Origin of the sequence: Thermovirga sp., assembly GCA_012523215.1 — a bacterium.
Classification (GTDB): Bacteria; Synergistota; Synergistia; order Synergistales; family Thermovirgaceae; genus 58-81.
Genome location: JAAYIZ010000174.1, coordinates 1 through 26,969 on the forward strand (window position 1 = coordinate 1; position 26,969 = coordinate 26,969).

At 61.0% G+C, this 26,969-nt stretch carries 22 protein-coding genes; 13 read left to right on the top strand and 9 right to left on the bottom strand.

Translation table 11 applies throughout. The features are described 5' to 3' along the window. The first annotated feature begins 353 nt into the window (after nucleotides 1-353). The 6 genes from GX108_04920 to GX108_04945 all read left to right on the top strand — a co-directional run bounded on the left by GX108_04920 (nucleotide 354) and on the right by GX108_04945 (nucleotide 8,564). Nucleotides 354-719, top strand: coding sequence for a HigA family addiction module antidote protein (locus tag GX108_04920; GenBank protein NLO56380.1), 366 nt, complete (start codon nucleotides 354-356; stop codon nucleotides 717-719). 485 nt (nucleotides 720-1,204) lie between these two features. Then, complete coding sequence (locus GX108_04925) at nucleotides 1,205-1,798, top strand: TetR/AcrR family transcriptional regulator (protein NLO56381.1); 594 nt, start codon at nucleotides 1,205-1,207, stop codon at nucleotides 1,796-1,798. 50 nt (nucleotides 1,799-1,848) lie between these two features. Next, on the top strand, nucleotides 1,849-3,180 hold the full coding sequence (locus GX108_04930; protein NLO56382.1) for a TolC family protein: 1,332 nt from the start codon (nucleotides 1,849-1,851) through the stop codon (nucleotides 3,178-3,180). After that, nucleotides 3,170-4,369: an efflux RND transporter periplasmic adaptor subunit gene (locus tag GX108_04935; protein NLO56383.1), complete on the top strand. Its 1,200-nt coding sequence runs from the start codon at nucleotides 3,170-3,172 to the stop codon at nucleotides 4,367-4,369. Before GX108_04930 ends, GX108_04935 begins: the two co-directional genes overlap by 11 nt. After that, nucleotides 4,366-7,497: an efflux RND transporter permease subunit gene (locus tag GX108_04940; protein NLO56384.1), complete on the top strand. Its 3,132-nt coding sequence runs from the start codon at nucleotides 4,366-4,368 to the stop codon at nucleotides 7,495-7,497. Before GX108_04935 ends, GX108_04940 begins: the two co-directional genes overlap by 4 nt. Nucleotides 7,498-7,715: 218 nt before the next feature. Beyond that, on the top strand, nucleotides 7,716-8,564 hold the full coding sequence (locus GX108_04945; GenBank protein ID NLO56385.1) for a rubrerythrin family protein: 849 nt from the start codon (nucleotides 7,716-7,718) through the stop codon (nucleotides 8,562-8,564). Between the two features lie 84 nt (nucleotides 8,565-8,648). Here GX108_04945 and dapB read toward each other — a convergent pair whose 3' ends face one another. Beyond that, nucleotides 8,649-9,437, bottom strand: a complete 789-nt coding sequence (gene dapB / locus GX108_04950) for a 4-hydroxy-tetrahydrodipicolinate reductase (protein NLO56386.1) — start codon at nucleotides 9,435-9,437, stop codon at nucleotides 8,649-8,651. Between the two features lie 141 nt (nucleotides 9,438-9,578). Here dapB and GX108_04955 point away from each other — a divergent pair, with 141 nt between their 5' ends. The 5 genes from GX108_04955 to GX108_04975 all read left to right on the top strand — a co-directional run bounded on the left by GX108_04955 (nucleotide 9,579) and on the right by GX108_04975 (nucleotide 14,835). After that, nucleotides 9,579-10,421 (top strand): HesA/MoeB/ThiF family protein, encoded by an 843-nt coding sequence (locus GX108_04955; GenBank protein NLO56387.1) that lies wholly within the window; start codon nucleotides 9,579-9,581, stop codon nucleotides 10,419-10,421. A gap of 17 nt (nucleotides 10,422-10,438) precedes the next feature. Further along, nucleotides 10,439-10,900, top strand: coding sequence for a hypothetical protein (locus GX108_04960; protein ID NLO56388.1), 462 nt, complete (start codon nucleotides 10,439-10,441; stop codon nucleotides 10,898-10,900). A gap of 115 nt (nucleotides 10,901-11,015) precedes the next feature. Then, nucleotides 11,016-11,798: a polysaccharide deacetylase family protein gene (locus GX108_04965; GenBank protein ID NLO56389.1), complete on the top strand. Its 783-nt coding sequence runs from the start codon at nucleotides 11,016-11,018 to the stop codon at nucleotides 11,796-11,798. Nucleotides 11,799-12,094: 296 nt separating this feature from the next. After that, a complete protein-coding gene (locus GX108_04970; GenBank protein NLO56390.1) occupies nucleotides 12,095-13,012 on the top strand; it encodes a hypothetical protein in 918 nt (305 codons plus the stop codon). A gap of 128 nt (nucleotides 13,013-13,140) precedes the next feature. Next, a complete protein-coding gene (locus GX108_04975; GenBank protein ID NLO56391.1) occupies nucleotides 13,141-14,835 on the top strand; it encodes an FAD-dependent oxidoreductase in 1,695 nt (564 codons plus the stop codon). Between the two features lie 18 nt (nucleotides 14,836-14,853). On the opposite strand, the gene GX108_04980 is transcribed toward GX108_04975, so the two are convergent. The 8 genes from GX108_04980 to GX108_05015 all read right to left on the bottom strand — a co-directional run bounded on the left by GX108_04980 (nucleotide 14,854) and on the right by GX108_05015 (nucleotide 24,934). Next, nucleotides 14,854-17,919: a PAS domain S-box protein gene (locus GX108_04980; protein NLO56392.1), complete on the bottom strand. Its 3,066-nt coding sequence runs from the start codon at nucleotides 17,917-17,919 to the stop codon at nucleotides 14,854-14,856. A 91-nt stretch (nucleotides 17,920-18,010) separates the two neighbouring features. After that, nucleotides 18,011-18,892, bottom strand: a complete 882-nt coding sequence (locus tag GX108_04985) for a DMT family transporter (GenBank protein ID NLO56393.1) — start codon at nucleotides 18,890-18,892, stop codon at nucleotides 18,011-18,013. Nucleotides 18,893-18,922: 30 nt separating this feature from the next. Then, the gene (zupT, locus tag GX108_04990; protein NLO56394.1) at nucleotides 18,923-19,774 is read right to left on the bottom strand and encodes a zinc transporter ZupT; all 852 of its coding nucleotides are present in this window, start codon (nucleotides 19,772-19,774) and stop codon (nucleotides 18,923-18,925) included. Continuing rightward, nucleotides 19,771-20,757 carry a hypothetical protein gene (locus GX108_04995; protein ID NLO56395.1) on the bottom strand — a complete coding sequence of 329 codons (987 nt, stop codon included), beginning with the start codon at nucleotides 20,755-20,757 and terminating at the stop codon, nucleotides 19,771-19,773. Before GX108_04995 ends, zupT begins: the two co-directional genes overlap by 4 nt. An 18-nt stretch (nucleotides 20,758-20,775) precedes the next feature. Further along, nucleotides 20,776-22,230: a cardiolipin synthase gene (gene cls / locus GX108_05000; protein NLO56396.1), complete on the bottom strand. Its 1,455-nt coding sequence runs from the start codon at nucleotides 22,228-22,230 to the stop codon at nucleotides 20,776-20,778. Between the two features lie 23 nt (nucleotides 22,231-22,253). Next, a complete protein-coding gene (locus GX108_05005) occupies nucleotides 22,254-23,012 on the bottom strand; it encodes an endonuclease (protein NLO56397.1) in 759 nt (252 codons plus the stop codon). 108 nt (nucleotides 23,013-23,120) lie between these two features. After that, entirely contained in the window at nucleotides 23,121-24,776 is a 1,656-nt protein-coding gene (locus tag GX108_05010; protein ID NLO56398.1) for a M20/M25/M40 family metallo-hydrolase, read from the bottom strand. Then, the gene (locus GX108_05015) at nucleotides 24,773-24,934 is read right to left on the bottom strand and encodes a hypothetical protein (protein ID NLO56399.1); all 162 of its coding nucleotides are present in this window, start codon (nucleotides 24,932-24,934) and stop codon (nucleotides 24,773-24,775) included. Before GX108_05015 ends, GX108_05010 begins: the two co-directional genes overlap by 4 nt. Before the next feature lie 189 nt (nucleotides 24,935-25,123). On the opposite strand from GX108_05015, the gene GX108_05020 reads away from it, so the two are divergent. Both GX108_05020 and GX108_05025 read left to right on the top strand, forming a co-directional pair. Next, a complete protein-coding gene (locus GX108_05020) occupies nucleotides 25,124-26,248 on the top strand; it encodes an aminotransferase class I/II-fold pyridoxal phosphate-dependent enzyme (GenBank protein ID NLO56400.1) in 1,125 nt (374 codons plus the stop codon). A 135-nt stretch (nucleotides 26,249-26,383) separates the two neighbouring features. Then, the coding region (locus tag GX108_05025; protein NLO56401.1) for a lipoate--protein ligase at nucleotides 26,384-26,969 on the top strand (586 nt) is incomplete at its 3' end.

A 26,969-nucleotide genomic window follows, 5' to 3' on the forward strand; every position in this document is an offset into this window, starting at 1 on the left:
ACGAAAAGAGGGTTAGCAGAAAGAGGATCCATGAGCATTCTCTTGAGCAGATACCCTAGGGGGGGGATGACATTTTTCCTGTCCATTTTTGGTACCTAACCCATGACATTTTCCCTGTCCCTTGACACTCTCGAACTCAAAACTGTGGCCGGACAGGGGCGAGGTCCCATTCCTGAAGGAATGGGGCAAGGTCCCCTTCTGAAAGGAAGGGAGTAATGTCACCCCTTAAGGGATCAGGGTTCCCTTCAGTACCATCTTCGAACCCAACGATAATCCCCTGCCAAGGAGGGAAAGAGGCGAGATCGATATCTCACGAATAACGAGCATCCTGGTCGTCGAGGTGGAAAACTGCCATGACTAAAAGAACGTTTCCCTTTGAACTTTCTGATATCGCGTTTCACCCCGGAGAAACGCTTCAGGAAGTGTTGGAGGCCAATTCCATGTCCCAAAAGGAACTGGCCGACAGAACGGGCATAACAAAAAAGACTGTCCAGGAGATAGTTCAGGGCCGTGCCTCCCTTTCGGCTCCCGCGGCGGTGGCGCTGGAGAAAGTCTTGGGGATAAAGGCGACCTTCTGGTTGAACCTCCAAGCCGGGTACAAGGCCGACCTCGCGAGGATTGAAGCCCAGGGGGGCGGATCCGAAATGAATAGCCCTAACGAGACGGTCCCCTTATGCAACGATGGCGAAACAGGGAATGTGGAAAGTGGATGTCCCTAGAGACACGCGGCCCGGTTCAGGTAAAAAGTAACCCCCCACATGCGCTCGGTACTCATTACCCCCACAACAGCAGGCAGCCCCGGAAGGAATTAAAACCCTCCGGGGCTGCTTGTTGAACAGGGTAAAAGGTCTTAAGGAAACCCCGTCGAAAGCCCCTACATCAGCCACGGGTTCGGCCATGACTACCAGCCCGTCAACATCATAGGTAGAGCATGACCGTCCGGCCTTTGTACCTGGAGGGTGCTCGGGGCGTCCCAGTTGGTCTCCTCGTCGACGGAACCCCCGCGGTACGTCCTTTCATCGGCTTCCTTCAGCAAGATCTTGACCTCCCCCGGCGACAAGGGGCCGATCAGTACCCAGGAAAACACCAGAGCCTTCCCCCGGTAATTCACGCCACTCGGAGCCTTGAAAACAATGACCCCCTTGCAAAGAGGAAAAACAGGGTTATAATGTGAATGATCATTCACTTAGGAGGATGATGATAGATGGCGGTCAGGTTGGACACGGAAATACGAAGGGAGCAGATCATCAGCGCGGCCCTCGGCCTCATCGGGGAGAAGGGGCTCAAAAACTTGAGGATGCCCGATATCGCCCAAAAAGTGGGCCTCGTCCCTTCCGCGCTCTACCGGCATTTCTCCAGTAAGCAGGAACTGGTCCTCGCTATCGTCGACAGCATCCGGGCGTCCCTCGAGAACCACCTCGCCCGGTCGGGCGAGGAAACCCCCGATCCCCTGGAGCGGCTGGTGTTCATCATGGATGAACACCTCAAGATGATCGGGGGATCCCCGGGGATGCCTCTCCTGGTCCTTTCAGAGGATGCCGCCTTCGGCGACCCCAAGATGCGGCGCCGGGTCCTGGAGATTCACGAATTCTTCAGGGAAGCCGTGGCCGACATCATGAAGGAAGCGATAAAGACCGGGAGGGTCGGCCCCGATACCGACCCGGGGGAGGCCGCCCTGGTATTCGTGAGCCTCATCCAGCATACAGCGGTCATGACGGCCATCAGCGGCGGCGATGTCCACCTCGCTCCCCTGGCCGGAAAGGCCTGGCGACAATATGTCAAGGACCTTGTGGGCTGAAATAATTTTTCACTATAGCGAATGACTATTCACTTTTGCGAGGTGAAATAATGAGATTGAGGACTGTATCTTATTACCTCCTTGGAGCGGCGATGACTGCCGTTTTTTTGCTCGGATCCGTCGCGGCCCCGGCCTCGGACGCACAACCCTTGACGCTCGAGAAATGCCTTGACGCGGCTCTATCCGGAAACCGCGGCATCGAGGCTCTCAGGCATCGGGTGGATGTTTCCGCCGCGAAGGTCGACGAGACCCTGGCGAAAATGGGGCCGAAGCTTTTCGCCGTGGGGAAATACCTTGCCGCTGGGGAGCAGCAAAGGCTTTGGCCGGCGCGATATGACGGCGAGAAGGGCGTCTACGGCGACGCCTTCACCGAGGCATCGGTCGTCCTGGAGATACCCCTCTGGGACGGGGGAAAGACGAGGCACAGGACCATGGCGGACCGGAAACTGCTGGAGGCCGCTAGGGGTTCTCTCGAAAGGCAGGAACAGAAACTGCGTTACGACGTGGAACGCCTCTTTTTCATGGCCCTTTCCGTCAAGGAAAGTATCGGGGCGCTGGAAGCATCGCTGGGATCACTGCTCCAGCATGGGGAGGACGTGCAGGCCATGGTCGACTCCGGCAAAGCGGCGCGGGTCGATACCCTCAGGATGGACGCGGAATTGGCTTTGACGCGGGAACGGTTGCTGGGGGCAAGACATGAACTGGAAAGCCTCAAGGAGGACCTCCTCTTAATAACCGGGGTCGACGGCAAGGGCGAGGATTTTGACCTGGAAGGCCCTTTCCCGGAAACACCGGACATCGATGACCTCAGCGTCGAGGATAGGGCCTCGAAAGCCCTTGAAAAAAGGCCGGATTACAAAGCCGCCCTCGACAAAGCGGCGGCCGGCAAGGAGGGTGTTCTCGCGACCCTGGCGTCGAAAAACCCCGAGTTCTTCCTCAGGGGGCTGCATGGATACAGGGGCACTTCCAACGGGTTCGGCGAATCCAGGACTGACGTGGAACTGGCCGTGGAGATACCCCTTCTCGATGGGGGACTCTCTTCGGCAAGGAGGCGCCAGGCGGCCTCCGAAGCGGCGGCCGCGGAAGCGGAGGTCCGCGAGATGGCTTCCCGGGTTTACTTCGAGGTCTCCGAGGCTGTACGGGCCTACGAATTCGCCCGGGAGAGGATCATTGTAACGGAGGCGGCGGTCAGGGCGGCCGAAGAGGCCCTCCGGATAGAAAAGTTGAGGTTCCGGTCGGGCAAGGGGACGACCACCGACGTGCTTTCGTCCCAGGCGGCATGGCTGTCGGCCCGCGCCGGGCGGGATGCCGCGCTGGCGGAGGGTGCCATCGCCGCGGCAAGGCTGACCTTCGCGATGGGAGGCGGATCCGGTGAATACTAGGATCAGAAACCTGGTCAAAAAACCATGGCTCCTTGTCCTCGTCGTGCTTGTAGCCGGCGCGATGATCCTGCTCAGGTTACGGACAAGCCAGATCGAGAGCGCCGCGGAATTCCACCCGAGCCCTCTGAAGGTGACGACTGCGGTCGCCGCCAGGGGCAGCCTGGCGGAAAAGAAGCGGTACCTAGCGACGATGGAGCCCCTCGCGGCGGCGGAGATCGCCTCACAGGTGACGGCCCGTATCGACGAGGTCTTCGTCGACATCGGCGATGAGGTCTCATCCGGGGAACTCCTCGCCGCCCTGGACGGTTCTGAAGCGGGGTACCAGTTCCAAGCCACCAAGTCCCGCATTTCCGAGGCCGAGGCCGAGATGGAGGGACTGAGGATGCGGAAGGTCTCCATCGAAAAGAACGCGGCCTACTGGCGTGAAGAGGCCGGGCGGGCGGCCTTCCTGTTTTCTGAAGGCGCCATAGCTAGATCGGAGTTGGAGATGGCTTCCCTGAAAGAAGCGGAGGCCCAGGCGGCATTCAAGGAGATCCAAAGCAGGATACGGGCGTTGAAGGAAAGGCAGGGTTCCCTGGCTTCCGAGGCGGCCGCCTTCCAGGAGAGGTTGGCGCTTTTCTCCATCAGGAGTCCCTTCGACGGCACCGTGACCGCCCGCCGGGCGGAGCCGGGGAACCTCGCCAGGCCGGGGGAGGCCCTTTTCACCGTGGAGGACAGGAGCGGGTGGAGATTAATCTTCAGGGTTCCCCAGGAAGACCTGGGACTGATCAGGATCGGTCAGCCCCTATCGGGCTCCTTCGGCCGGACTTCGGTCACGGGCCGGGTCGACCGCGTCTCGCCCTCCGTCGACGCGGCCAGGATGGGGCGCGTTGAGGCGACGCTCGAGAAGGACCCGGGCGATGCCGCGCCGAAGGCGTACGGGCGGGGGGTCTCCCTGACCATCGATGTCACCCTCGGCACTTACGAAGACGTGATCACCATACCGGCGGAAGGGGTCATACGGGCCGGGGAGAGTTCTTTTGTCTACACGGTCTCCGGGGGCAGGCTGAACAAGCAGGAGGTGATCGTGGTGGCCTCCGACGGGGAAATGTCCGCCGTCAGGGGCCTCTCCGAGGGCGATCACGTGGTCCGGAACAGCCCCTTCGGGTGGGCGGCGTTATCCGAGGGCCGCGAGGTGAGCGAAGAATGAACCTTGCCAAGTGGTCTCTCGAGCATCCCTACCTTGTCCTTGCCCTGGCCTGCGCCGTGGGCGTCCTGGGCCTGGCCGGTGTGATGTCATCCCCCAGGGACCTTTTCCCCGACACCACGCCTCCGCAGGTGCTGGTCGTTACCGTCAGGGAAGGGGCTTCGGCCCCGGAGATGGCCAGGACCGTAACGGAGCCCCTCGAGCGGGAGATCAGCGGCCTCAACGGTTTGGCCAACCAGACCAGCACGACCGCCGACGGCGTTTCTTCGCTCCGGGCGGAGTTCGCCTACGGAAAAAAGGTGTCCGAAGCTGTGACGGAGGTCCGGAACGCCCTCGCGGCCGTAACGCCGAGGTTCCCGGCCGGAACGGCGGAACCCCTGGTCTACAGCATCACCAGCCGCACCGCGCCGGCGGTAACCCTGGCCCTGTCCCCCCTTGACGAAGGGGGACCGACCCTCTCCGAGATCCGCTTGCTTGCGGAACACGTCATCAGGGACGAACTGCTACGGATCCCCGGGGTGGGTGAAGTCGAGGTCTTCGGAGGCCATCGCCCTTCCGTCGAGGTATCGGTCGACAGGGATCTCCTCGCCGCTTCGGGCCTTTCTCTCGAAGGCCTGATCGGGGCGATCGCCAAGCAGAACATTTCCGCTCCCGCCGGACGCTTGACCGTGGAGGGCGCGGAGATCCATTTCACCCTGGACTCGCTTTTCCCCGGGGTCGATGAAGTAGGGGATACCGTGATCGCCTCACCGGAAGGCGGCGCGGTGACCCTCAGGGATGTAGCGCGTGTCGGGATAGGCGAGATGCCCCAAAGGAGCCTCTATCACGGGAACGGGCGGCCGGCCATCGCGGTGAATGTGCTGAGGGCCGAAGGAAGCGATACCATTCGGGTCGTGAAGGCGGTCATGGACCTCATCCCGGAGTTGGAGTCCCGCTTCAGGAGCATGCGGATCGAGGTGACCGACAGCCAGAAGCCCCTCATCGAACTCAACATCTCCGGCATGTACGGATCGCTGGTACAGGCGATAATCCTGATAGTGGTGGTGAACTTCCTGTTCCTGGGCAACCTCGCGGCGGCCCTGGTATCCTCAGTCAGCATCGCCCTTTCATTCCTGTTCGGCCTCGCCGTTATCTGGGCCAGCCCCTACACCATCGACATGGTGACCCTCACGGGAATGATCGTCGCCGTCGGGATGGTGGTCGACGCTTCGGTCGTGGTCCTGGAGAATATTTTCAGGGTCCATGAGGCGACGGGCATGAAGGACCCACGCGGCGCGGCCGTGGCCGGGGCGAAGGAAGTGGCCCTTTCCGTGACGGCCGGCATGCTGACCACCATTATCGTCCTTCTCCCCGTCATGGGTTCCAGCGGCTACACGAGCCGGGTGCTCAGGCCCCTCAACATGGTGCTCTTCGCCACGCTGGCCGCCTCCCTCGTGGCGGCGCTCACGATAATCCCCCTCCTGGCCGGGTTCGTGCTGGAGGGGAAAGGACCCCGCCCGTCAGGCGTACTCCGGAAGATCACCTCCTGGTTCGATGGGATATTGAAAAAAGTCGTCACCTTTTACATCGAACTGCTTAAAGTCAGCCTGAGGCACCGGGGCCTGACGGTCGCGGCCTTCGCCCTTTTCTTCCTGTTGACCCTTCGCCTGGTGATGCCCCTTTTGGGAGGGGAGATGATGCCCCCCATGGACACGGGCATTGCCTTCATCGAGTTCGAAAGCCCGGCTGGAAGATCTCCGGAAGCCGTCGAGAAGACCCTGACCGCCATGGAAAAGAAGATCCTCGAGGAGAAACACGTATTGTCCCTTTCATCGCAGGTGGGCTCAGAGCCTGGGTCGCCCAGCTTCGGGGGCGGTTCAACTCCCCAAGCCGGGCGGATCAAGGTGCTCATGGTGGACCGTTCAAAGCGGAAGGAGAACATTTGGGAGATCCTGGACCGCTGGAGGAGTGAATTCAAAAGTATCGACGGGCTGCGATGGTCAAGGCTCACCGAGTACGGCGCCACGCCGAGGGCCACAACCAAGGCCCCGCTCGATGTGATCATCAGCGGCCCCGATGCGCCCCTGCTGGATAGCCTCGCCAGGGAAGCGGTGTCCGCCATGGAGGGCGTAAAGGGGTTGGGGGACGTACACCAGAGCTGGTTCATAGAGAAGGAGACCCGGAATATCGAGGTCGACCCCTACCTTGCCTCGCGGTACCGCACTTCGCCGACGGACATCGCCCGTGAAGTGGGCACGGCCCTGAACGGCCGCACCGCCACCTACCTGAAAGTCCCCTCTTTCTCCGATATCCCGGTGAGGGTCTTTTACGGGGACCGGTACCTGGAGAAAGAGGAGGATATCCTGGATGTGACCATCGTGACCGGGGACGGCCTTCTGCCCCTTTCGGCCCTCGCGAGGGTGCGCACCGTCCCTGAAGCGCCCCTCATCACCAGGGAAAGGCTGAGGAACACCATAGACATCACCGGGGTCAACAGGGGCCGCACCATCAAGCATGTGACGAGCGAGGTGAAACTTCGGCTCCGGGGTATTCAGCCCCCGGACGGTTACTCCATCGAGGTCGCGGGGAGCTCGGCTGACCTTGGAGAGAGCATGGCCATGCTCGGCAAGGCCCTCCTTTTGGGGGTGGTGCTCCTCTATTTCCTTCTGGTCTCCCTTTTCAGGTCCTTCCTTTACCCTTTGACGATCCTTTCGATCGTCCCGCCGGCTGTCGCGGGGGGGTTGTGGGGGCTTCTTCTCTTCAACAAATCGATGTCAATGAACGCCGCCATGGGGTTCATCCTCCTCGCCGGGACCGTCGTGAACAACAGCATCCTCCTGGTGGATTTCATCCTTGAATCCAGGAAGCGGGGGGCTTCGCGAACCCTGGCCGTCGTCAGGTCGGTCAAGACCCGCACGAGGCCGATCCTGATGACCGTCACCTCGACTATAATCGGTTTAACGCCGCTGGTCATGGAGTGGGCCGTCGGCCTGGAGAGGATGAGCCCCCTGGGGATCGTCGCCGCGAGCGGGCTGATATTCGGGACTTTTGTCACGATGATCTTCGTCCCGGTCATCTATTCCGTCATAGACGATATCGGTTCCAGGGCAGCGGCCCTGGTCGGTAGAACAGGGGAAGACCCCGGCGCGTGAGGGGCGCGCCGACCATACCCGGCACCCCGCTTTCGGCGTCGCCGGGAACGCCCGGATGAGTACCCGCGGCCCAAGGCCCCGGGGCCGCTTTCTGATATATTATACGGAACCGGGCTACCCGGCAAAGATGACCCGGCGAAGTGCGGGGCTGGACCGGGAACAGGCGAGATCAAGGGAGGGAGCGACCGATGGGTAAAGAGGGAATCACCCCGGAAATAATGGAAAAGATAAAGACCTTCCAGAGAACGGAAATCACCGAGTACCACGTATACAAAAGTCTCTCCCGGAGAATGAAAGGGAAGAACCGGGAGGTCCTCGAAAGGATCGCCCAGGATGAGAAGCGGCACGCCGGGGTATGGCGGCGCTACACCGGTATGGACCAGGCTCCCGACCGGTTGATGATGTTCTGGTACCTCCTGCTGGCCTATGTGTTCGGCGTCACCTTCGCCATAAAGATCATGGAGCGGAACGAGGGTTCAGCCGAGGAGACCTACGGTTCCGTGGCCGGTATCCTGCCGGAGGCGGCGGAATTGATGTACGAGGAGGAGGAACACGAGAAAGCCCTTATAGACCTTCTCGACGAGGAGCGGCTCAAATACATCGGCTCCATGGTGCTGGGGCTCAACGACGCCCTGGTGGAGCTGACCGGCGCCCTGGCGGGCTTCACCTTCGCCCTGGCCGACGGCAGGGTGGTGGGGGTCGCAGGGCTCATCACCGGGGTGGCCGCCACCCTATCGATGGGCGCTTCGGAGTTCCTCTCCCAGAGGACCGACAGCGGCGACCTCAATCCGCTGAAGGCGGCGGTCTACACAGGCATAGCCTACCTGGTGACGGTAGCGCTGCTGGTGACGCCCTTTTTCATCGCCGCAAGCGTGTACTTCGCCCTGTCGTGGTCCCTTTTCCACGCTCTCATGGTCATACTTCTCTTCTCCTATTTCGTGTCGGTGGTGAAGGAAACACCCTTCAGGCCCGCTTTCCTGGAGATGGCGGCCATCAGCCTCGGCGTCGCGGCGATCTCCTTCCTGATCGGCCTGATCGCCAGGCACTTCATCCCCGTGGATATCTAAAAAGGATTTTGAAATTGCCTTCGGCGATTTCCTTGTCGGAAGCGGCCGAAGGGATCGCTGCTCGCCCGGAAAGCCCTTTCAGCCTCAGTCCAATTCCTTCAGCGACCGGGCGAGCGTGCCGCGGGGGAGGGCGCTGATCTTCTCCACGGCCAGGAAGATGCCGTCCATGTAGATCTCGCTGGAAAAATCCTGGACTGTAATCCTCACGACCTCGTCCTGCCTCGCCAGGGTGATCTCGTGCTCGGAATAGGGGCTAGGGTAAGGGAACCTTTGGGAGGCCACCGGCACCCCTGATATTTTCGCCCCCAGGACACCGGGAAAGATCTCCCGGCTTTTCACCTCTCCAACGGGGCCCTCGGAGGCGGCGCCGGCCAGGGTCGCCGCGGTCCCGCTGGGTGCGTTGGCCATCCGTGCGGGGTGCCTGTCGGTGATGGCGACATAGGGGTAGTACTGCCGGGCGGATTTCATGAAGTCCATCACCAGGTTTATCCCCAGGCCGTAATTGGAGATCACCGACCAGCGCAGTTCCTTCTCCTTCACCATTTTTTCCACCCGGGCCATATCCCCCTCGGTGAGGCCCGTGGTCCCTACGACGGCGTCCACCCCGGCTTCGGCGTAGATCTCGAGGTTATCCATGAGGATCGCCGTGGAGGTGAAATCCACGACCACATCGGGTGAAGAGCCGCGGATGCCGGAAGCGAGGTCGGCACTCGATACGACCCCCGCCGGCGCCATGCCGGCCAGGACACCCAGATCCTGGCCCGCTTCGAGGCACCATCCTCCGGCCAGTTCGAGACCCTCCCTCTCGAGGACATTCCTCACCACCAGTTTTCCCACGTTGCCGGAAGCCCCGGAAACGAAAATCTTTTTCAAGGGGATCCCTCCTCCTGCTTTTGATAGGTCAGAATGATCAAATACAGTTTACACTGATTCACCTCCGTGGAACCCGTGATGGTATGCTTATTTCGCGGTTTCATGCCCTATCATTCGAGAAACGGCAAGGGGGACCGGACGATGCCCTCCACCTGGCAGGAAAGGATAATCTCAAAGAGCAAACCCAAAGGGGCTTACCGCCTGGTGCCTTGGCGGATCTGTAGGGATGCGGCCCGGGAGGCCGGCCTCCCCGCCAGGAAGGTCGAGCTCTGGGCCTGTGAGAAGGGCATCTGCCCCACCCGCTACGAGCGCAGCCTGGGGACCCTTGGCCTGGAAGGCCAGGCGAGGCTCCTGGCCTCCCGGGCCGCGGTGATAGGCTGCGGGGGTCTTGGGGGCTGGATAGTGGAGATCCTGGCCAGGGCCGGCGTCGGAGAGATCGTCGTCGTCGACGGCGACGTCTTCGGCGACAGCAATCTCAACAGGCAATCACTATGCCGGGAGGACAACGAGGGTGCTTCAAAGGCCCTCGAGGCCGAAAAGAGGATAGAAGCCATCAACGGGGCAGTGGAGGTGACAGCCTGGAACCTCTTCCTGACGGCCGACAATGCGCCGGATATCCTCGAGGGCTGCCGGGTCGCCGTCGACGCCCTCGACAGCAACGAGGCCCGGACGACGCTCCTTTCGGCCTGCCGCCAGTTGGGCATACCGATGGTCCACGGTGCCATCGGGGGTTTCTGGGGCCAGGCTTGCGTGATCATTCCCGGCGACAGGGCTCCCTGGGAGCTGGCTACGGGAGGGGGAAAGGACGTGGAAGATATCACGGGCAACCCCCCCTTCACACCGGCCTTTGTCGCCTCCCTCGAGGCGGCGGAGACTATAAGGCTCCTCTCGGGTGTGGGCGAACCCCTGGCGGGCATGCTCTGGTGCGACCTGAAGGAACACGAGTATTGCAAGATAGATCTCAAGGGAAGGCAGAACAGGTAAATCCAGGAGGCTTCAAGATGCTAATCGACAGGGTCAGACGCTACTATCTTCTCGAGGACATGAACTGCGCCGAGACCATCCTTTACGCGGCCAATGACGAATACGACCTGGGGCTCGACCCCGTGGCCCTTCGGATAATGGCCGGCTTCGGAGGCGGCATGGGTATCGGCTCAACCTGCTGCGGGGCCCTGTCCGGGTCCATCGCGGCCCTATCGGCCAGGTTCACCACTACGAAGTCCCACGAGAACCCCGAGATAAATGATCTTTGCAGGACCTTCCTGGAGAGGTTCACCGCGATGCACGGCACGATCAACTGCGATCCCCTGAAGGACCTTTACAGGGACAGCAGGTTCAGATGCCTCCCCGTGGTGGAGCTGGCAGCGGAGGAACTCGAGAAGTTGATGCTGGAAAACGAGTCGAGAGCACCGACCCCGCCGGGCGCCATGAAAAGGGTAAAGGGCGGAGGATCCGATCGATAACCCTGCCCCGAAGGTCCGATACCGATCTCTTCCCGACCAAATTTAAAATCTTTCTTGACTTTGACCGACGGGTGAATTATTGTCCCTTTACCTTGTCCGAGAAGGGGTTGTGAGAATGTCACGGGGGTTCCGGTCCATCCCGTTCCTGGCAGTGCTCCTTTTCTGCTTCGCCTCCAGCGCCGGGGCGCTACCCAGCCCGGTCTGCTCCGGCCCCGGAAGTGTGCCCGCGGTGGCCCTCACCTTTGACGACGGCCCCCACCAGTTCACTACTCCCAGGCTTATCGAAATCCTCGAGGAACTCTCCGTCAAGGGTACCTTCTTCATCGTCGGGACCCAGGCCGTCAAGTTTCCCGAGATACTGGAGGACCTCGCCTCGAGGGGACACACCGTGGCAAATCACTCCTGGTCCCACAGGGACATCACCCAACTGGACCATGAGACCCTTTTCGAGGAACTTATCTACTGCAGCCAGGCCATCGAGGCCATCACCGGGGTGCGACCCCGGTTCTTCCGGCCGCCGGGAGGCAAATGGGACGGGCAAGCCCTGGCGGTCGTCCAGGAACTGGGCCTAACCACGGTGCTATGGGACGTTAGCGGAAGGGATATGGTCCCAAGGCCACCTGGCCGGATTGCGGCCTCGGTCGTCAAGGCCACCCGGCCCGGTTCGGTGATACTGCTACATGGGGGTATGGAATGGACCATGGAGGCCCTACCGCTGATCGTGAAGGAACTGCGGGAAAAGAGTTTTTTCCTGGTTTCACTCGACCAGATGTTCCCCTTCGCCGGGGCCGCGAGGGTCCCCCTCAGGAATCCCCTCGCTGGGGCAACGTCGCCACCCGCCGTGCACCCCGTGAAGGTCGTTCCTTCAGGCGCGGCTTTTCCTGAAGATCGCGAATAAGTAAAGGGCCATTCCCGTCAATTCCCCCGCGATGCGAACAGCCTCTTGACACCCATCTCGGCGATACGGGCGAGGTACTTCGCCTCATCAAAGCCCCCCGGGCGGCACGTAACCGGTCGAAATGGCCGAGTATAAAGCCCGAGAGCCCACGCACACCGGGTCACCCCAATCCCGCTTTTCCGTCGCGGGCCGCAGCCCTTGACGCAACCTTTATACTCCATCGATCGGACCATGCCGTCGCCGGTGGGTCACCTCGGGCAGCCTCGGGATAATATAGTGGCGCGAAGAGGGATAAAATGGAAAAGGGGGTGGCCATTTTGTCCAGGATAGGTTTGGCCCTGGGAGGGGGCGGCGCCAGGGGAGCCGCTCACTTCGGCATCCTCAAGGTGCTGGAAGAGGAAAGGATCCCTTTAGACCTGATAGCCGGAACGTCCATGGGGGCCATCGTGGGCGCCATGTATGCCCAGAATCCCGATGCCTCGGCGGTGATCGAAAGGTACGAACGCTTCATCGAGGACATGGATTACGACTCCTTCGGCATGAAGTACATAGCCGCCGATGCCGACCAGGATTCCCACCTGCTGCAGAAGTTCGCCAGGACCATAGCCCAGAGAATCTACATGAGCTCCATGGGGCACCGGCCGGGGATAATGAAACCCGAATTCCTGGACAAGGCCCTGAAAGAACTACTGGATCGCGGCGACATCCAGGATACGAAGATTCCCTTTGGCGCCGTGGCGACGGACCTCAACTCCGGGAGCACGATCCTGATCCGGGAGGGAAGCATCAGGAAGGCTGTCCGGAGGAGCGCCCTGATCCCAGGCTACCTTCCCCCGGAGGAGGACGGCAAGAGACTCATCACCGACGGCGGAGTGAGCGAGCCCGTGCCCGTGGATTCCGCCCTGAAGATGGGCGCCGACGTGGTGATAGCCGTTTCGGTGGACCCCGCCACCATGTCCAGCCTCGAGGACCCCAGCATGATAAATATCATGCGCCGCTGCGATCTCATTCGGGGGATCTACATGTCGAGAGTGCAGATCGAAAAAGCCGACGTATGCCTCTGCCCCGACATGAGCGACAGCGATTGGAGCGAATTCCTCTCCTCCGGCGGATTCATAAAGGCCGGGGAGGAAGAGGCCAGGAAAAAAATCCCCCAGGTACGAAAAGCCCTGCGCAAGAAAAGACCCTGGTTCCTCCGTTTCTTTTCAGGTTGATCCTTTGCCTTCATTCCGTCTTGATATACTCCCCCATGGTATAATAACCTTGCGCCAGATCCCGAGGTTCCAGACAGCTTCTTCTGCCAAGGAGTGAAAGAAATCTTGTCCCCTGGGAGGGATGAATCATGAAGAGCAAAAAGGTGCTCATCATCGGCGGTGTAGCCTGTGGAGGCAAGGCGGCGGCCAGGCTCATGAGGATCGATCCCGAAGCCGACGTCACCGTGCTTGAAAAGGGCGAATACATCAGTTACGCGGGGTGCGGCCTCCCCTACTATGTCGGCGGGGTCGTCAAGGAATACCGGGACCTCATGACCACCCCCATAGGAGTGGTCAGGGACGAGAACTTCTTCCGGAAGGTCAAGCGTGTCACCGTGCACACCCAGCACCTGGCCACGAAGATCGACAGGCGGAACAAGACCGTCACGGCCCTGGATCTGCATAACGGCGAAGAGAAGGAGTTCCCCTACGACAAGCTCGTCCTGTCCACCGGTGCCAGCCCCCTGAGGCCCCCTATTCCCGGCTCCGATCTGCCCAGGATCTTCACCCTCTGGAACATGCCCGACGCGCTCGCCATGCGTGCCGCCATCGACAGCGGCAAGGTCAGGAACGCGGTGGTCATAGGAGCGGGCCTCATCGGGATGGAGGTCGTGGAAGCCCTCCATGACCAGGGTATCCAGGTGTCCATCGTCGACCTCTGCGAGACGCCCCTGCCCCAGATGATGGACCAGGAATTCGGCAATCTTCTCAGGGCTGTCCTCGAGAAGAAGGGCATCAACTTCTTCGGCGGCGAAAAGGTCCTGGAGATCGCCGGCTGCAACGGAGAGATAAAGGCCGTGAAGACCGACAAACGGGAGGTCCCCGCAGACATGGTCCTCATGGCCGTGGGCGTCAGGCCCAACGTGGGAATCGCCAGGGAGGCCGGCCTGGCCCTGGGCAGCTGTGGAGGGATCATCGTCGATGATCACATGCGCACCAGCGACCCCGACATCTACGCCGGCGGCGATTGCGTGGAGGTGAAAAACGTCCTCACCGGCAAACCCGTTTGGCAACCCATGGGTTCCGTGGCGAACCGCCAGGGACGCGTAATAGCCGACAATATCGCCGGGCTGCCGACCACCTTCAAGGGCGTGGCGGGGACGGCCATCATGAAGGCCTTCGAGTACACCATAGGGAAGACAGGCCTGACAAGGGAACAGGCCCGGCTCGAGGGTTTCGATGCCGAGGCCGTGACCATCGTCGATCCCGACACCCCTCACTTCATGCCCGGTTCCGCCGCTATCCAGGTCCGTATCGTCGCCGACAGGAAGACCCGCAAGGTCCTGGGCGCGCAGGTTTTCGGCGCCGGCAGGGCCGACAAGAGGCTCGACATCCTCGTCTCGGCCGCGGCGGGGGGCCTCACCATCGACGAACTGGCCGACGCCGACATCGCCTACGCTCCCCCCTACTCGACGGCGCTGGACCCCGTCACCCACGCCGCCAACACCCTGAAAAACAAGATAGACGGCCTGATGGTCTCCTGGAGCCCCTCGGAACTGACCGAGAAGATCAAAAAGGGCGAGAACCCCGTGCTTCTCGACGTCCGCTCTCCCGACGAGGTGAAGACCCAGGGCACCCTTCCCTACGAGACCACCCTCATCCCGCTGGGGCAGTTGTGGGACCGAGGGGCGGAACTCCCCAAGGACAGGGAAATCATCGCCTTCTGCAAGATATCGGTGCGCGGATGGGATGCCAATTCCATACTCAAGAGGCTGGGTTACAAAAAGGTATCCGTCCTGGAGGGCGGCATTGCGGGCTGGCCCTTCGAACTGAAAAAGGGATAAAAAAAGGGGGCCGGCTGGTCAATCTTCCAGCCGGTACCCCTTCTTTCTGAAGAGGTCCAGGCATATCTTCACCACTTCGGGGTCGTAGAGGATACCGGCGTTGACCTCGATCTCCTTGAGGGCTTCCTCCATCCCGATGGCGGGCCGGTAGGGCCGGTAGGAGGCCATGGCCTCCACCACGTCGGCGACGGCCAGTATCCTGGCCTCGAGGCTTATCTCGTCGCCCTTCAGACCCTGGGGGTACCCGGAACCATCGAGGCGCTCGTGATGCTGATATACGATCTTGGCCAGGTCCCAGTTGCTTTCCACGTCCTGGAGGATATCCCTCCCATGGCCGGGGTGCTCCCTGATAAGGTCCATTTCCAGTTCGGAGAGCCTGCCGGGTTTGCTCAGGATCTCCGCCGGGACGGATATCTTCCCCAGGTCATGGACAAAGCCTGACATCCTGATCTGATCCACCTCTTCTGGGTCCAGTCCCATCTCCTGGGCTATCCTTCCGGCCAGGATGCCTACTCGCCTCTGGTGGCCTGCGGTGTAGGGGTCCCTGCGCTCAACGGTCTGGGTGAGGACCCCGATGGTGGTTTCCAGGGCGTGCCGAAGCTTTTCTTCAGCGCGTTTCCTCTCGGTGATATCGGCCGATATAACGGCAAATTCTCCCCGGGCCGTGCGAAAGACCTTGACTTCGAAGTATTTCCCCAGGGGCTCGGCGTAGTCCTCGAAGGAGATGGGCTCCCCTGTCAGCACCACCCGGCCGAACCTCTGGATCCAGCGATCCTCGATGCCGGGGAGGACCTCCCGGACCGTCTTCCCGATGATGTCCCGGCTCCGCAACCCCGTCAGCATCTCGAAGGCCGGGTTGACGGTGATGAAACGGTAGTCCATGGGTTCCCCGGCTTCATCACAGATCAATTCCTGAAGTGAGAAGCCGTCGAGCATCTCGCGGAAGAGGGTAGCGTAGTCGCTCTCGAGTCTGCGGCGCTCCGTAATATCCTGGAAGGCACCTTGGGCCCCGATGATCTTCCCGGTATCATCCCTCACGGCCTCCCCTATTTCCCTCACCCAGATGCTCCGACCGGTGGCTGTGATCTTCCTGAATTCCTCGTCGTAGGGCGTCCCGTTCTTGATGCACTCTTCGTAAACCTTTTCGATCTGGGGCCGCAATTCGGGGGCGTAAAAACTCATGACCTCTTCCACGGTGGCAGAAAAACCGGGAGGCTGCTCATGGATCTTGGCGGCCTCATCGGTCCAGATGATGCGGTCACCGGGCAGGCTTACGCTCCAACCGCCCAGGGAAGCCAGTTCGCCGGCCATCCGGATGAGGTCGTTCTTCCTTCTCAACCCTTCCTCGGCCAGCTTCCGGGCGGTGATATCCTCCACGGTCCCCTCGTAGTAAAGCACGTCCCCGTTATCGTCCCTGACCGCCCTGGCGCTTTCCCTGACATAGACCACGAAGCCGTCCCGCCTGGTCCAGGCCGACTCGAGGCCCCTTATCATCCCGTCCCGGTCTATCCTATCCTGGAAATGGCTCCTGGCGTATCCTGGTTCAAAACCTTCCTCGTTGAGGTTCCTCGAGGCCAGTTCCTCGAAAGAGGAATAGCCGAGCATGGCCACCAACGCAGGGTTGGCCATGAGGACCCTGCCGCCGGGGGTGGTCCTGTAGATGCCGATGGTCGCATTCTCGAAGATGCTCCTGAAGCGTTCCTCGCTCTGCCTCAGGGCCCCCTCGGTCTTTTTCCGGCGGGTTATGTCGCGGATAAAGGCGAGGGAACCCGCTTCGCCGTTGTAGATAAAAGGCACGGTCGATATTTCGACGGGGACTTCGGCACCGTCGTTGCGCAGCAAGGATATCTCGAGGGAAGGAATGGGCTTTCTTTCCACGTCCGACCTTCCAAACCTCTGGCGGATGACTTTCCTATGCCCTGGGGAGAAAAGGTCTTCCACCTTTCGCCCGAGCAGATCCCGGGGTGTATCGGCGCCCTGCAAGCGACAGGCGGTGTCATTGATAAAAGCGATCCTTCCCTTCAACTGGACGAATATGCCGTCGGGCGCGCCCTCGACAAAGGCCCGAAATTGTGACGCGCTCTGCCTCAGGGCCTCTTCGGTCTTCTTGCGGTTGGTAATATCCTGTAAAGCGCCCTGGACCCGAAAGATCTTGCCCGTCTCGTCCCGGACCGCTGTCCCCACGACCCTGGCCCAGACCTGGCGGCCCGTCGCGGTGACGATCTGCATTTCCTCGTCGAAGGGGTTGCCCCGCCTGAGGCAATCCACGAAGACCTTCCTGATCCTTCGCCGGTACTCCGGCGCATAGAACCCCATGCTTTCCTCAAGGGTGGGATTATGGTCCGGAGGCATTCCATGGATCTCGGAGACCTTTTCCGACCAGGCCAGTCGGTCCTTCGCCACGTCGTACTGCCACCCCCCGACGGTTGCGAATTCCCCGGCGATCCTCATAAGGGATTCGCTGGCGGCCAGGTTCTCCAGCAGGGCCTTGTTCATTTCCAGGGCCCGGGCCAGCTGGAGGTTCCTGGCCCCCAGTTCGGAGACGTGGTCGGCGATCTTGACGAAAAGGGCCATGGCCCATTCGGCCTTCTCCCGGGATATCCTCGGGACCTCCGCCAGGGCATCGAGATACTCCTTTTCATCGAACCCGTATTTTCTGGCCTGGTTCTTGAAGACTTCAATATCCGGTTCTTCATCTTCCAAGAAGCACTGGCCGATGAAGAGGTTTCCCACCCTGCGGTCTTCGACGAAAACGGGGGTAGCGATATCCCAGAGGTTGTTCCAGCACTTGTAAAGGATGGGCTTGCCCCGCTCCAGGCCCGACGAGAGGCGGGCAAAGCTTTCAATGCAGGCCTTATGCGCCTGGGGATGAACCCCGTGGAAGTCGGTGAAGATCCTTTGCCAGCCCGAGGCCGCCACGATATTGCCTTCCAGATCCAACAGCCCCGCGGCCGTCCCCATTGTCTGGGATAGCACCTCGACGAGGCTCTGCATTTGGGCCAGGTCGACGATGTCGGTGAGCTTTATCTTTCCAGGTTCGGTCCCGGGATTGTGCCCCGGTTCGAGGCTCTTTTCCGCGCTCATGGCCTTTCCCACTTCCAGATTTGTCCCAAAATTCTATATTTTCATATTACATCATTTGGCCGGGTTAAAACAATCTCGGGGCACTCCTTTCTCAGGCCCTTTCGCCCCTGGCGGCGAGGACTATCCCGGCCAGGATAAACGCGCCGCCGGCGATCTTGGCCGGGGTCAGGGTCTCCCCGAAGAAAATCCAGGCGAGGAGGGTGGCGCCGATGGGTTCGCCCAGCAACGATACGGCCACGAGGCTCGCGCTCAGGTATTTGAGCGCCCAGTTATAGCTGTTGTGGCCCAAGATCTGCGACACCAGCGCCATGCCGATGAAGGCGCCCCAGGTACCTCCGCTGAAACCCCGAAGGGGCAACCCCGAAACCCCGATCACCGCCAGGAGGATCAAACCGGCCGCTCCATAGCATATAAAGGTGTAGACCGGGAGGCTGACCCTGGCTCGGACCACCCGCCCGGTGAGGAAGTAGAAAGTGGCGAACCAGGCGCCCAAAAGGGCCAGCAGGTCCCCGAAAAGCGCCTTGCCCCCCAGGGCGAAGTCCCCCGCGCCGATCACGACCACGCCGACGAAGCTGAGCAGGATGCCCGTCCAGGTCGTTCGGTTCACCCGGTCGCCGCTCACAAAGGGCGAGAGGATAGCCGTCCACACGGGGATCGTTTGGACGATGACCACGCTGCTGGCTATGGAAGTATAAAAAAGCGACGTGATCCAGGTGGAAAAGTGCATCGCCAGGAAAGCTCCCGACAAAAGAACCCGCAGGAGGTCCTTTCCGCGAAGGCTGAAAAGCTCCTCGCGGCAGCGCAGGAGCACCAGTGGAGCCATGACCGCCGTCGCGATACCCGTTCGGTAGAAGGAGATCACCAGGGGTGGCGCGGCGGCGAAGCGGGCGAATATGGAACCTGTGGATATCCCGATGACGCCCAGGGCAAGAACGAAGGCGGGCGCCAGGCGTCCCGGTGAAGGGGGTGTCATTCGAAAGCTTCCACCTTTCATAGGGAGTGCTTACATCATCAGGAGGCTGAGGGCCATGACGGCCATCCCGGCCACCAGGCCGATCAGGCTGTCGTGCCCCTTGCCGTAGGCACGGCTCAGGGGGAGGAGTTCGTCAAGGCTGATGTAGACCATTATGCCGGCCACCGTGGTGAAAAGGGCCCCGGTGACGGCCGGTGAGAATTCTCCGCCGCCCAGGACGAGGCGGATCAGGCCGTAGGCCACGAGGGCCCCTACGGGCTCGGCCATGCCGCTGAGCAGGGAGTAAAAGAAAGCCTTGGTCCTGTCTCCCGTGGCATAAAAAATTGGCACGGAGACGGAGATCCCCTCGGGGATGTTGTGAAGCGCCACAGCCACGGCGATGACTATACCCAGGTTCGGGTTCTGCAATGCGGCAAGAAAGGTGACCAATCCTTCCGGGAAGTTGTGGATGGCTATGGCCAGGGCGGTGAAGACTCCCGTCCGCATCAACTTCTTCTCCCGGGCATCTCCCAGGGGAGGCGCGCCCTCACCCCTGGGGCCGTCCCTGTGAAGGTGGGAGGTTTCCTCCTGGGTCCTCGCCTCGTGGGGGTTTTCCTCTTCCGGGATCAGGTAGTCAATAATACCTATCAAAGCCATTCCGGCGAAAAAGAAGGCCGTGTTCATCCATTCCCCCCTGGCCCCGAAAACCGTTCCCAGCGACCGGCCCCCTTCCATGAATATCTCCACGAAGGACACGTAGAGCATCACTCCCGCCGAGAAGCCGGTGGAAACTGATAGAAACCGGTAGTTTGTCCTGTCAGCGAAAAAGGCGATGGCGCTGCCGATGCCGGTCGCCATACCGGCGAGGAGGGTCAGCCCAAAGGCGAAGAAAAGGCCGTTCATACTTCCGGTCCCTTCCTGGTCACCGGTAGGGCCAGGTCGTCGACGAACTCGTAAAAGGACGCGGCTTTATGACCACTAGCACCCAAGGCCTCCAGGCTTATGACCCAGGCATCGGTCGGTTCCGCCGGGGTCACCAGGTCCCTCCCCGGGATCGCCAATCGTAGAGCCAGTTCCCTGGCTTCTTCTTCCGTACGGGTGGCCCAGAACCACCAGGAGAAGCTGCTCTGCTGCTGGATGTCGATGTCGAAGCACCCCGGGAGGTAGACATGCCTGTTATCGAGGAGGAAGAGGGAGAAGGCGGCCATATCCGAGGCGGCCGCCTCCAGATCGAATCCTTGCGGATCGGGGACCAGGTTCAAAAAGAGGCGGTCGGTGTTCAGGAGCCCCCACCGGTCCGTATCGGATCGGCTTCTCCAATAGTAAGTGTAGTCGCACTGGTTTATGCAGAGGATATGGGGGGACCAGGGGACTCTCTCAAGCCCAAGGGCGTCTACATCTCGCTCGAGGTCCGGCAGCTTCTCTCCTTCGGCATCGCGGTCACGGGCAAAGGAGGCGACTATTTTCATTACCAGGGGGTGTTCGAGGAGGTTCCAGCCGACGGTGCCACCCGAAAGGGAGAAAAGTTCGTCCCTCGGGACGCGAGGAAAGTATTCAAGGCCGGGGGAAACGGTCACCTTCTTGGTGCCCTGGAAACCGCTGAACCCTCTTTCGAAGAGTAGCGCCGCCCGCAGCTTCAGCCCTTCCATAACCGGATCACCGGGCTCTTCCCCCGGGAGGGATTCCAGGTAGGATTCCGCGGCCCATCGGCGGAACGCCTCCCGGCCTTCCGGAGTAAGGCAGAAGCCTCCCTGGAGGCCCTTAAGAAGACCTTCTTTTTCCAGGGCAACCGCCACGGCGGGATCCTCCCCGGCCAGTTCCATCAATTCTTCGGTCCAATAGGGCCTGCTCTCGTCGAAAAGAAGCAGCACCCGTTCTCTATTCATGGCATTCACTTCCTTCCACTAGAGGAGGGGACTCATCAGTTTCGCCACGCCCTCGACGCTCTTGAAAATGAAGGGACGCTCCGCCCATTCGGACCTGGAGAGTTCCGCCGATGCCCCGAGATACTTCTTCTGTTCCACCAGTAGGGGGGCCACGGAGTTTTCGCCGTATATCACGCAGTTGATCTCGAAATTGAGCGTAAAGGACCTTATGTCGAAGTTGCTGGACCCGAAAAAGCACAGATTGCCGTCGACGCTCATGGTCTTGGCGTGGATGACGCCGTCATCATAGAGGAAGATCCTGACGCCCTTATCCATTAGTAGATCATAGTAGGCCATGGCCGCCTTCCCCACAAGGAACTGGTCCGACCTCCTGGGAATTACCAATTTGATGGCCGCGCCGTTGAGGACGGCCACCTCGAGGCCCTCGACGAGGCTCTCGTCGGGGATCAGGTAGGGCGTGGTGATGACGACCTCCTTTGAAGCCGAGTGCAGGGCGGAGACCACCAGGCGCTGGTAGTTCTCGGTGCGGTAAGAGGGGCCGCTGGGCACCGTCTGGAGGATGTGCTCGCCGTCATGGCTGAAGAGGGGCTCGCCGGCGCGCTCGTCGAGCAGTTCCAGGGTCTCCACGTACCAGTCCTCCAGGAAGACCCTCTGCAGTTGCAGTGTCGCAGGTCCCTCGACGCGCATGGTCAGATCCTTCCAGAGAAGCCCCTTGGCCTTGCCTCCGTAGGAGGGTTCGATCATGTTGTGGGATCCCGTATACCCCGTCCTACCGTCGATGACGGCTATCTTGCGGTGGTTCCTGAGGTCGAACCTGGCGGAGAGAGGGTCGCGCCGGAACATGCTCAAGGGGAGGGCGCCGACCACCTGGACTCCCGCCTTCCTCAGCGATGGGGCCTCTTTTTTGAGGAACCTCCTCGAACCAAGGGAGTCCACCAGCAGGCGGCAGGATACCCCCCTGGCCGCCGCCCTTTCCAGGGCCCCCAGGGCGGGTTCGGTCGCGTCGTCCCTGGCGAAAATGTAGTAGAGCAAGTGTACATGGTGCCGTGCGGAATCGATATCCTTGGCGAGGGAAGCGGCCATCTCCTCCGTGGAGTCGATGATGTCCATCGTGTTGCCCCCGGTAGGGGGCATGTCTCCCAACTTCCCGGCTAGAGAGGCCAGGCGGTAGAGGCGCAGAAGGCCGCTGGGCAACTCCTTCTCTTCGGGTTTTTCCGCATCCCAGACGGCGCAGCAAGAGCGATCCAGGTTTTTCAGGATGACCTCATGCCGTTCGGCCCTGCGGGCAGGAAGCCTGAAGGAGCCGAACACCAGGTAAAGTGCGAACCCCGGAAGAGGCCAGAAGAAGATCACCAGCAGCCATGTCATGGCCACCGAGGGAGTGTGGAGTTGGGGTACGATGGCGATGGTCGCTAACCTTATTACCACCGAGGAGAGGTCGTGGACCAGGATCAAAAGCAGGCCCAGGTTCATTTCCCGCTCACCTCTCGCAAGGGTTACACTGACAGAGCGAAGTCACAAACCACCGGCCGATGGTCCGAAAACCTCACATTGGGCACCTTCATACTGGTAACGGTTATCTCCGGGGAGTGCAGGACGAGATCCAGGCCGAGCATCGGCCGGCGGCTGGGGTAGGTCCGCCTTCCTCGAGGGTCGGCCTTTTTCAGGCCCGCCTCGAGGAGAGACCTTATCTCGAAATCGCCTCCGAAGGTGTTGAAATCGCCGGCGATCAAAAGGGGTCCCTCCCGTTCACGGGCCAGGTCGGCCAGTTCGAGGATCTGCTCCCTCCTGGCGCCCGGCCCCAGCGACAGGTGGACCAGCTTCAGATCGAAGTCGTCGAAGCGGGCCTCAATGACAGTATTCTTGATGCCCCTTCCGAGCCTCCGGATCGACGATTCCAGGATCGGGAGGGAAGAGACCACTGCATTGCCTTGGTGACAAAGCAGGGGAACATGCTTCGAAATCTCGGGTGCACAGTACTTGGACGAAAAGACCCAGTCGCACCCGAGGGTCTCCGCCAGGGATTCGGGCTGGCTCCTTCCGCCGTTCCTGAAGGAACCCCCGTCGGTTTCGATGAGCCCGACAACGTCAGGTTTGAGGGAGGCGATGAACTTTTCGATATAGTAAGAGCGGGCAGTGGTGGTCTTCAGCGATCCGGCAAAGGGGAAGGGGACATGATAGGACCATCCCGAGCCCGTGCCGTACCGTGTATTGTAAAGGACAAGCCTTATGGAACCGTCTTTCAGTGGTGCCACCCCCCCGCATCCTTCCTCTACCTCTTCACGGCCCTTAATGCCCATTCCCGCTTCTTGTCGGGCCGTCTCCTGGGAAGGGAATATTATAGCATAGAACGAGGAGACGCTTCAGGGACGATGTCCTTCGATGATCTCCCCCACGACGAAACGCAGGATCTCCGGGTAGACCTCGAGCATGTAGGGCAAGTGGACCCGCTCGGTGCACTTGTGGGCATCCTTGCCCACAGCGCCCAGGTTCAGTATCGGTATGTCCAGCTCGGCCAAGGCATCGAGGGGGAACCGGTACAGCCTCCCCCAGCCGGGCATGTTGTCGGCGAGGACCTCCATCTGCCGGCGGTCCCCCTGGAAACCGCAATAACTCAGGTCCGAGATGCCCTCGAAGAAGGGCCTTATCTCGAGGTCAAGGCCGAAACGACTTTTCATCTCCTTAACCGCCTGGAGGGCCGCTTCTTCGACCACCCTTTCACCGGGGCCCGCGCCCAGGCTGACCCTGTGGGGGTACCAAGGGGGAAGAAAACCCACCACCACGACGGGGGCGGAGGGGCGGCATCGGTCCACCATAGCGTCGACCAGCCGGGCGGCGAGATCCCTCTCGTCCATTTTCGGTGGGGCCACGCCCAGCGTCGCCGCCACGAAGCTTTCGTACTCCTCCCCCAGGATCTCCCTCGCCAGGCGGACAAGTTCAGCGAAGGACAGCACCGTGGGTTCCCATTCACGAAGGCCCGACAAGGCCCCCCCCCGGGCCATGAATTCCCCGGCATTCTTCCGGTATTGTTCGATGGAACCCTCCAGGGCTTCCAGGGCGACGGACTTCAGGTCGGAGAGTACCTCCTCCGGCTGTCGAGTGGACGTCAGGTAGTTATAGAAAGCGAAACCCTTGGTCATGATGGTGACCGAGTACTCTTCCCGGAGATCGGTCTGCCTCTGGCACCCGAAGGGCGGAAAGATTCTCCCCTGGAAAGAGTCGGCGAAGGCCGGGTTACCTTCGAGGGCCAGGTTTATCCGCGAGAGGATCGGCGCGGGAGAAAAGCCCTCGTAATACTCACCGGCGTGAGCTTCCTTGCCAGCGCAGAAGAAAAAACAGTTTATCTTCCCTAGGGTGCCCAGGTAGATCGTCGGCCCCCCCTCCTCACCGAGGGCGAAGGTGGGTTCCAGGTCAACGCAGGCCAGGTAGTTGAGGCCCTCCTCCTTCTGGAAGCGGGCCAAGTAGGAGGAGGCCGAGAGCATCCCGAGGGAATTGATCTCCTCATCGGGGACAAAAAGGACGGCCACGTTAGCGCCGTACTTCCCGGGATCGCCGGCGGCCTCCATGAACAGGTCCATACCGACCGCCACGCCGCTTTTCATGTCGGCGACGCCTCTCCCGAAGAGCCACTGACCCGTCTCGAGATCTTTCCTGGCATCGGGCGATATATCCGCCGAGGCCAGGCGCCGAGTGTACTCCTCGGGCTGGAAGGCAAACGGGGCCAGCGGACCGCAGCCATCGACGCCCACGACGTCCATGTGCCCCATCAGGATGACCGTATCGGCCGTCTCCCTTTCGGCCCTGACCATGGCAAAGACAAGGTGCCTGCCGTGGGGGTCTCCTTCCAGGGGCAGAAGGCGGAGATCCTCGGGGCGCCTCTTGAAGTAGGGAAGCTCTTCGAGCCGATCATGGATAAAGCGGGCGATCCTGTTCTCGGTCTCTCCGGAAGGCGAAACGCTCGGGATTCCGACCAGGTCGAGGAGAAGCTGGTAAAGGGATTCCTTTCTTTTTTCGTTCATGGGCCCACCTCTCGCTGTGCCGGGCGTCCCCGGCACTCCTTCAGGGCCCGGGCGAAGCGGAGGGCGCCCTGCCTTGACGCCTCCCTCATCACCACCGATAGGGCCGATTCCTCAAGCCTATCACGAACGGTCGCGCTGAAACGGTCCTTCCAATCCATAAAGCGTACCCTCCCTAGTGGATTCCTGCCATCCGATTCTTTTGTGAAGAGAGAGATCGAATTCCGACCCATGGAAAATTGTAACAGCTCCGGGCATGCCCTCAAAGCCCGCGGTCACTCTTCACTTTGGGGGCATTAGCGTTCATACTTTGAGAAAATGGGGATTTTTGAGAGCGAGGAGTGATGAAAGTGAAGATCAAACCCTTTGGCGTCGAGCAATGGATGGGACGCTGGGAGACGCTGGCCGTCCACAACATAGCCGAGACCTGCGTGGATTCCCTGGTGCTCTACGAACTGCTCGAGATGTCGGGCAAGAAGGAAGATATCATCGTAGACCTGCTCGGCACCAGGATGACCTACGGCGATATCATGGGGAGTGAAAGGCTAAGGGGCCTGATCGCGGACCTCTACGAGGGCGGCGACCCGGAAAGGGTCCTCGTGATGAACGGGGGGTCGGCGGCCAACTTCCTGGCCCTCTTCACCCTGGTGGAGCCCGGCGACAGGGTCATAAGCGTTTGGCCCACCTACCAGCAATTGACGAGCATCCCCGAGGCCTTCGGCGCGAAGGTGGAGATCCTTCCCCTGAGGCCCGAAAACGGCTGGCTTCCCGACCCCGACGAATTGAGAAAGATGGCCCGGGGAGGGGTCGACCTGGTCTGCCTCAACAACCCCAACAACCCCACGGGCTCCCTCATGGACGGGGACCTGCTGGAAGAGATCGCCCTCATCGCCCGTGAAAGCGGCGCCTGGGTCCTCTGCGACGAGGCCTACCGGGGTCTGAACCACGAGCCCGGCGTGCCCGCGCCCTCCATGGCGGAGATCTACGAAAAGGGCATAAGCACGGGGAGTTTTTCAAAGGTCTTTTCCCTGGCCGGCCTGAGAAGCGGGTGGATGACGGGTCCCGCGGAGTTCATCGAGGAGGCCTTCTCCCGGAGGGACTACACCACCATAAGTTGCGGCCCCCTCGTGGACGCCCTATCGGTGGCAGCCCTGGAAAACCGCGGGAAGATCATGGAGAGGAACCTGGGCATCATCCGGGAGAGCCTCGCCATGCTGGAGGCGTGGATCGACTCGAACCCCCGTTTCCACTGGGTCAAACCCCGGGCGGGGACGACGGCCTTTCCCGGTTACGACTATGACATTCCCTCCGACGAGTTCTGCCTTGAACTGCTTGCGGCCACGGGGACCTTCCTCCTCCCCGGGAGCTGCTTCGGCATCGACAAGAGGCTTCGGGTGGGCTACGCCTACGGGACGGAAACGCTCAAGCGGGGACTGGACTCGATATCGAAGTGGCTTGAAAGCCGTTTTTCCTGAGAGGCGCACGCTCCGACGGATATATTCGAATCATCCTGTAATTTTATCATACAAGCATCCATACCCCCAATCCGTATTATATGGTAAACTTGGAGCCTGGGTCAGCGGCGATCATCGACCGCCCGGGGAGTGGCCATGGACTTTCAAAAGGTACGGCTGGTGCGTTCCGCTGTAACGAACCCCTGGGACAACCTCGCCAGGGAAGAACAACTGGTGAACCTCTGCGGAGAGGACGAGGCGATCCTGTACCTGTGGCAGAACGCCCACACCGTGGTGGTGGGGCGAAACCAGAACCCCTGGGCCGAATGCCGCCTGGACCTCCTCGAGTCGGAGGGCGGAAAACTCGCCCGCCGTTCCACCGGCGGGGGCGCAGTCTACCATGACCTCGGTAACCTCAACTACTCCTTCATCCTTCCCAGGAAGCGCTACAACATGGAACGGCAGCTCGCCGTCATCCTCGGCGCCCTTCGCAGGCTCGGCCTCGACGCCGAGTTCTCCGGCAGGAACGACTTGGTCATAGCCGGTAGGAAGTTCTCCGGCAACGCCTACCAGCTGACCAGGGACAAGGGGCTCCACCACGGGACTCTTCTTTTCTCCGCCGACATGGCCAAGCTTTCCCGGTACCTGAACGTGGACCCGGAAAAATTGAAGACCAAGGGCGTGGCCTCGGTGGCCTCCCGGGTGATGAACCTCCGGGACGCCTCGCCGGGGCTGTCCCTGG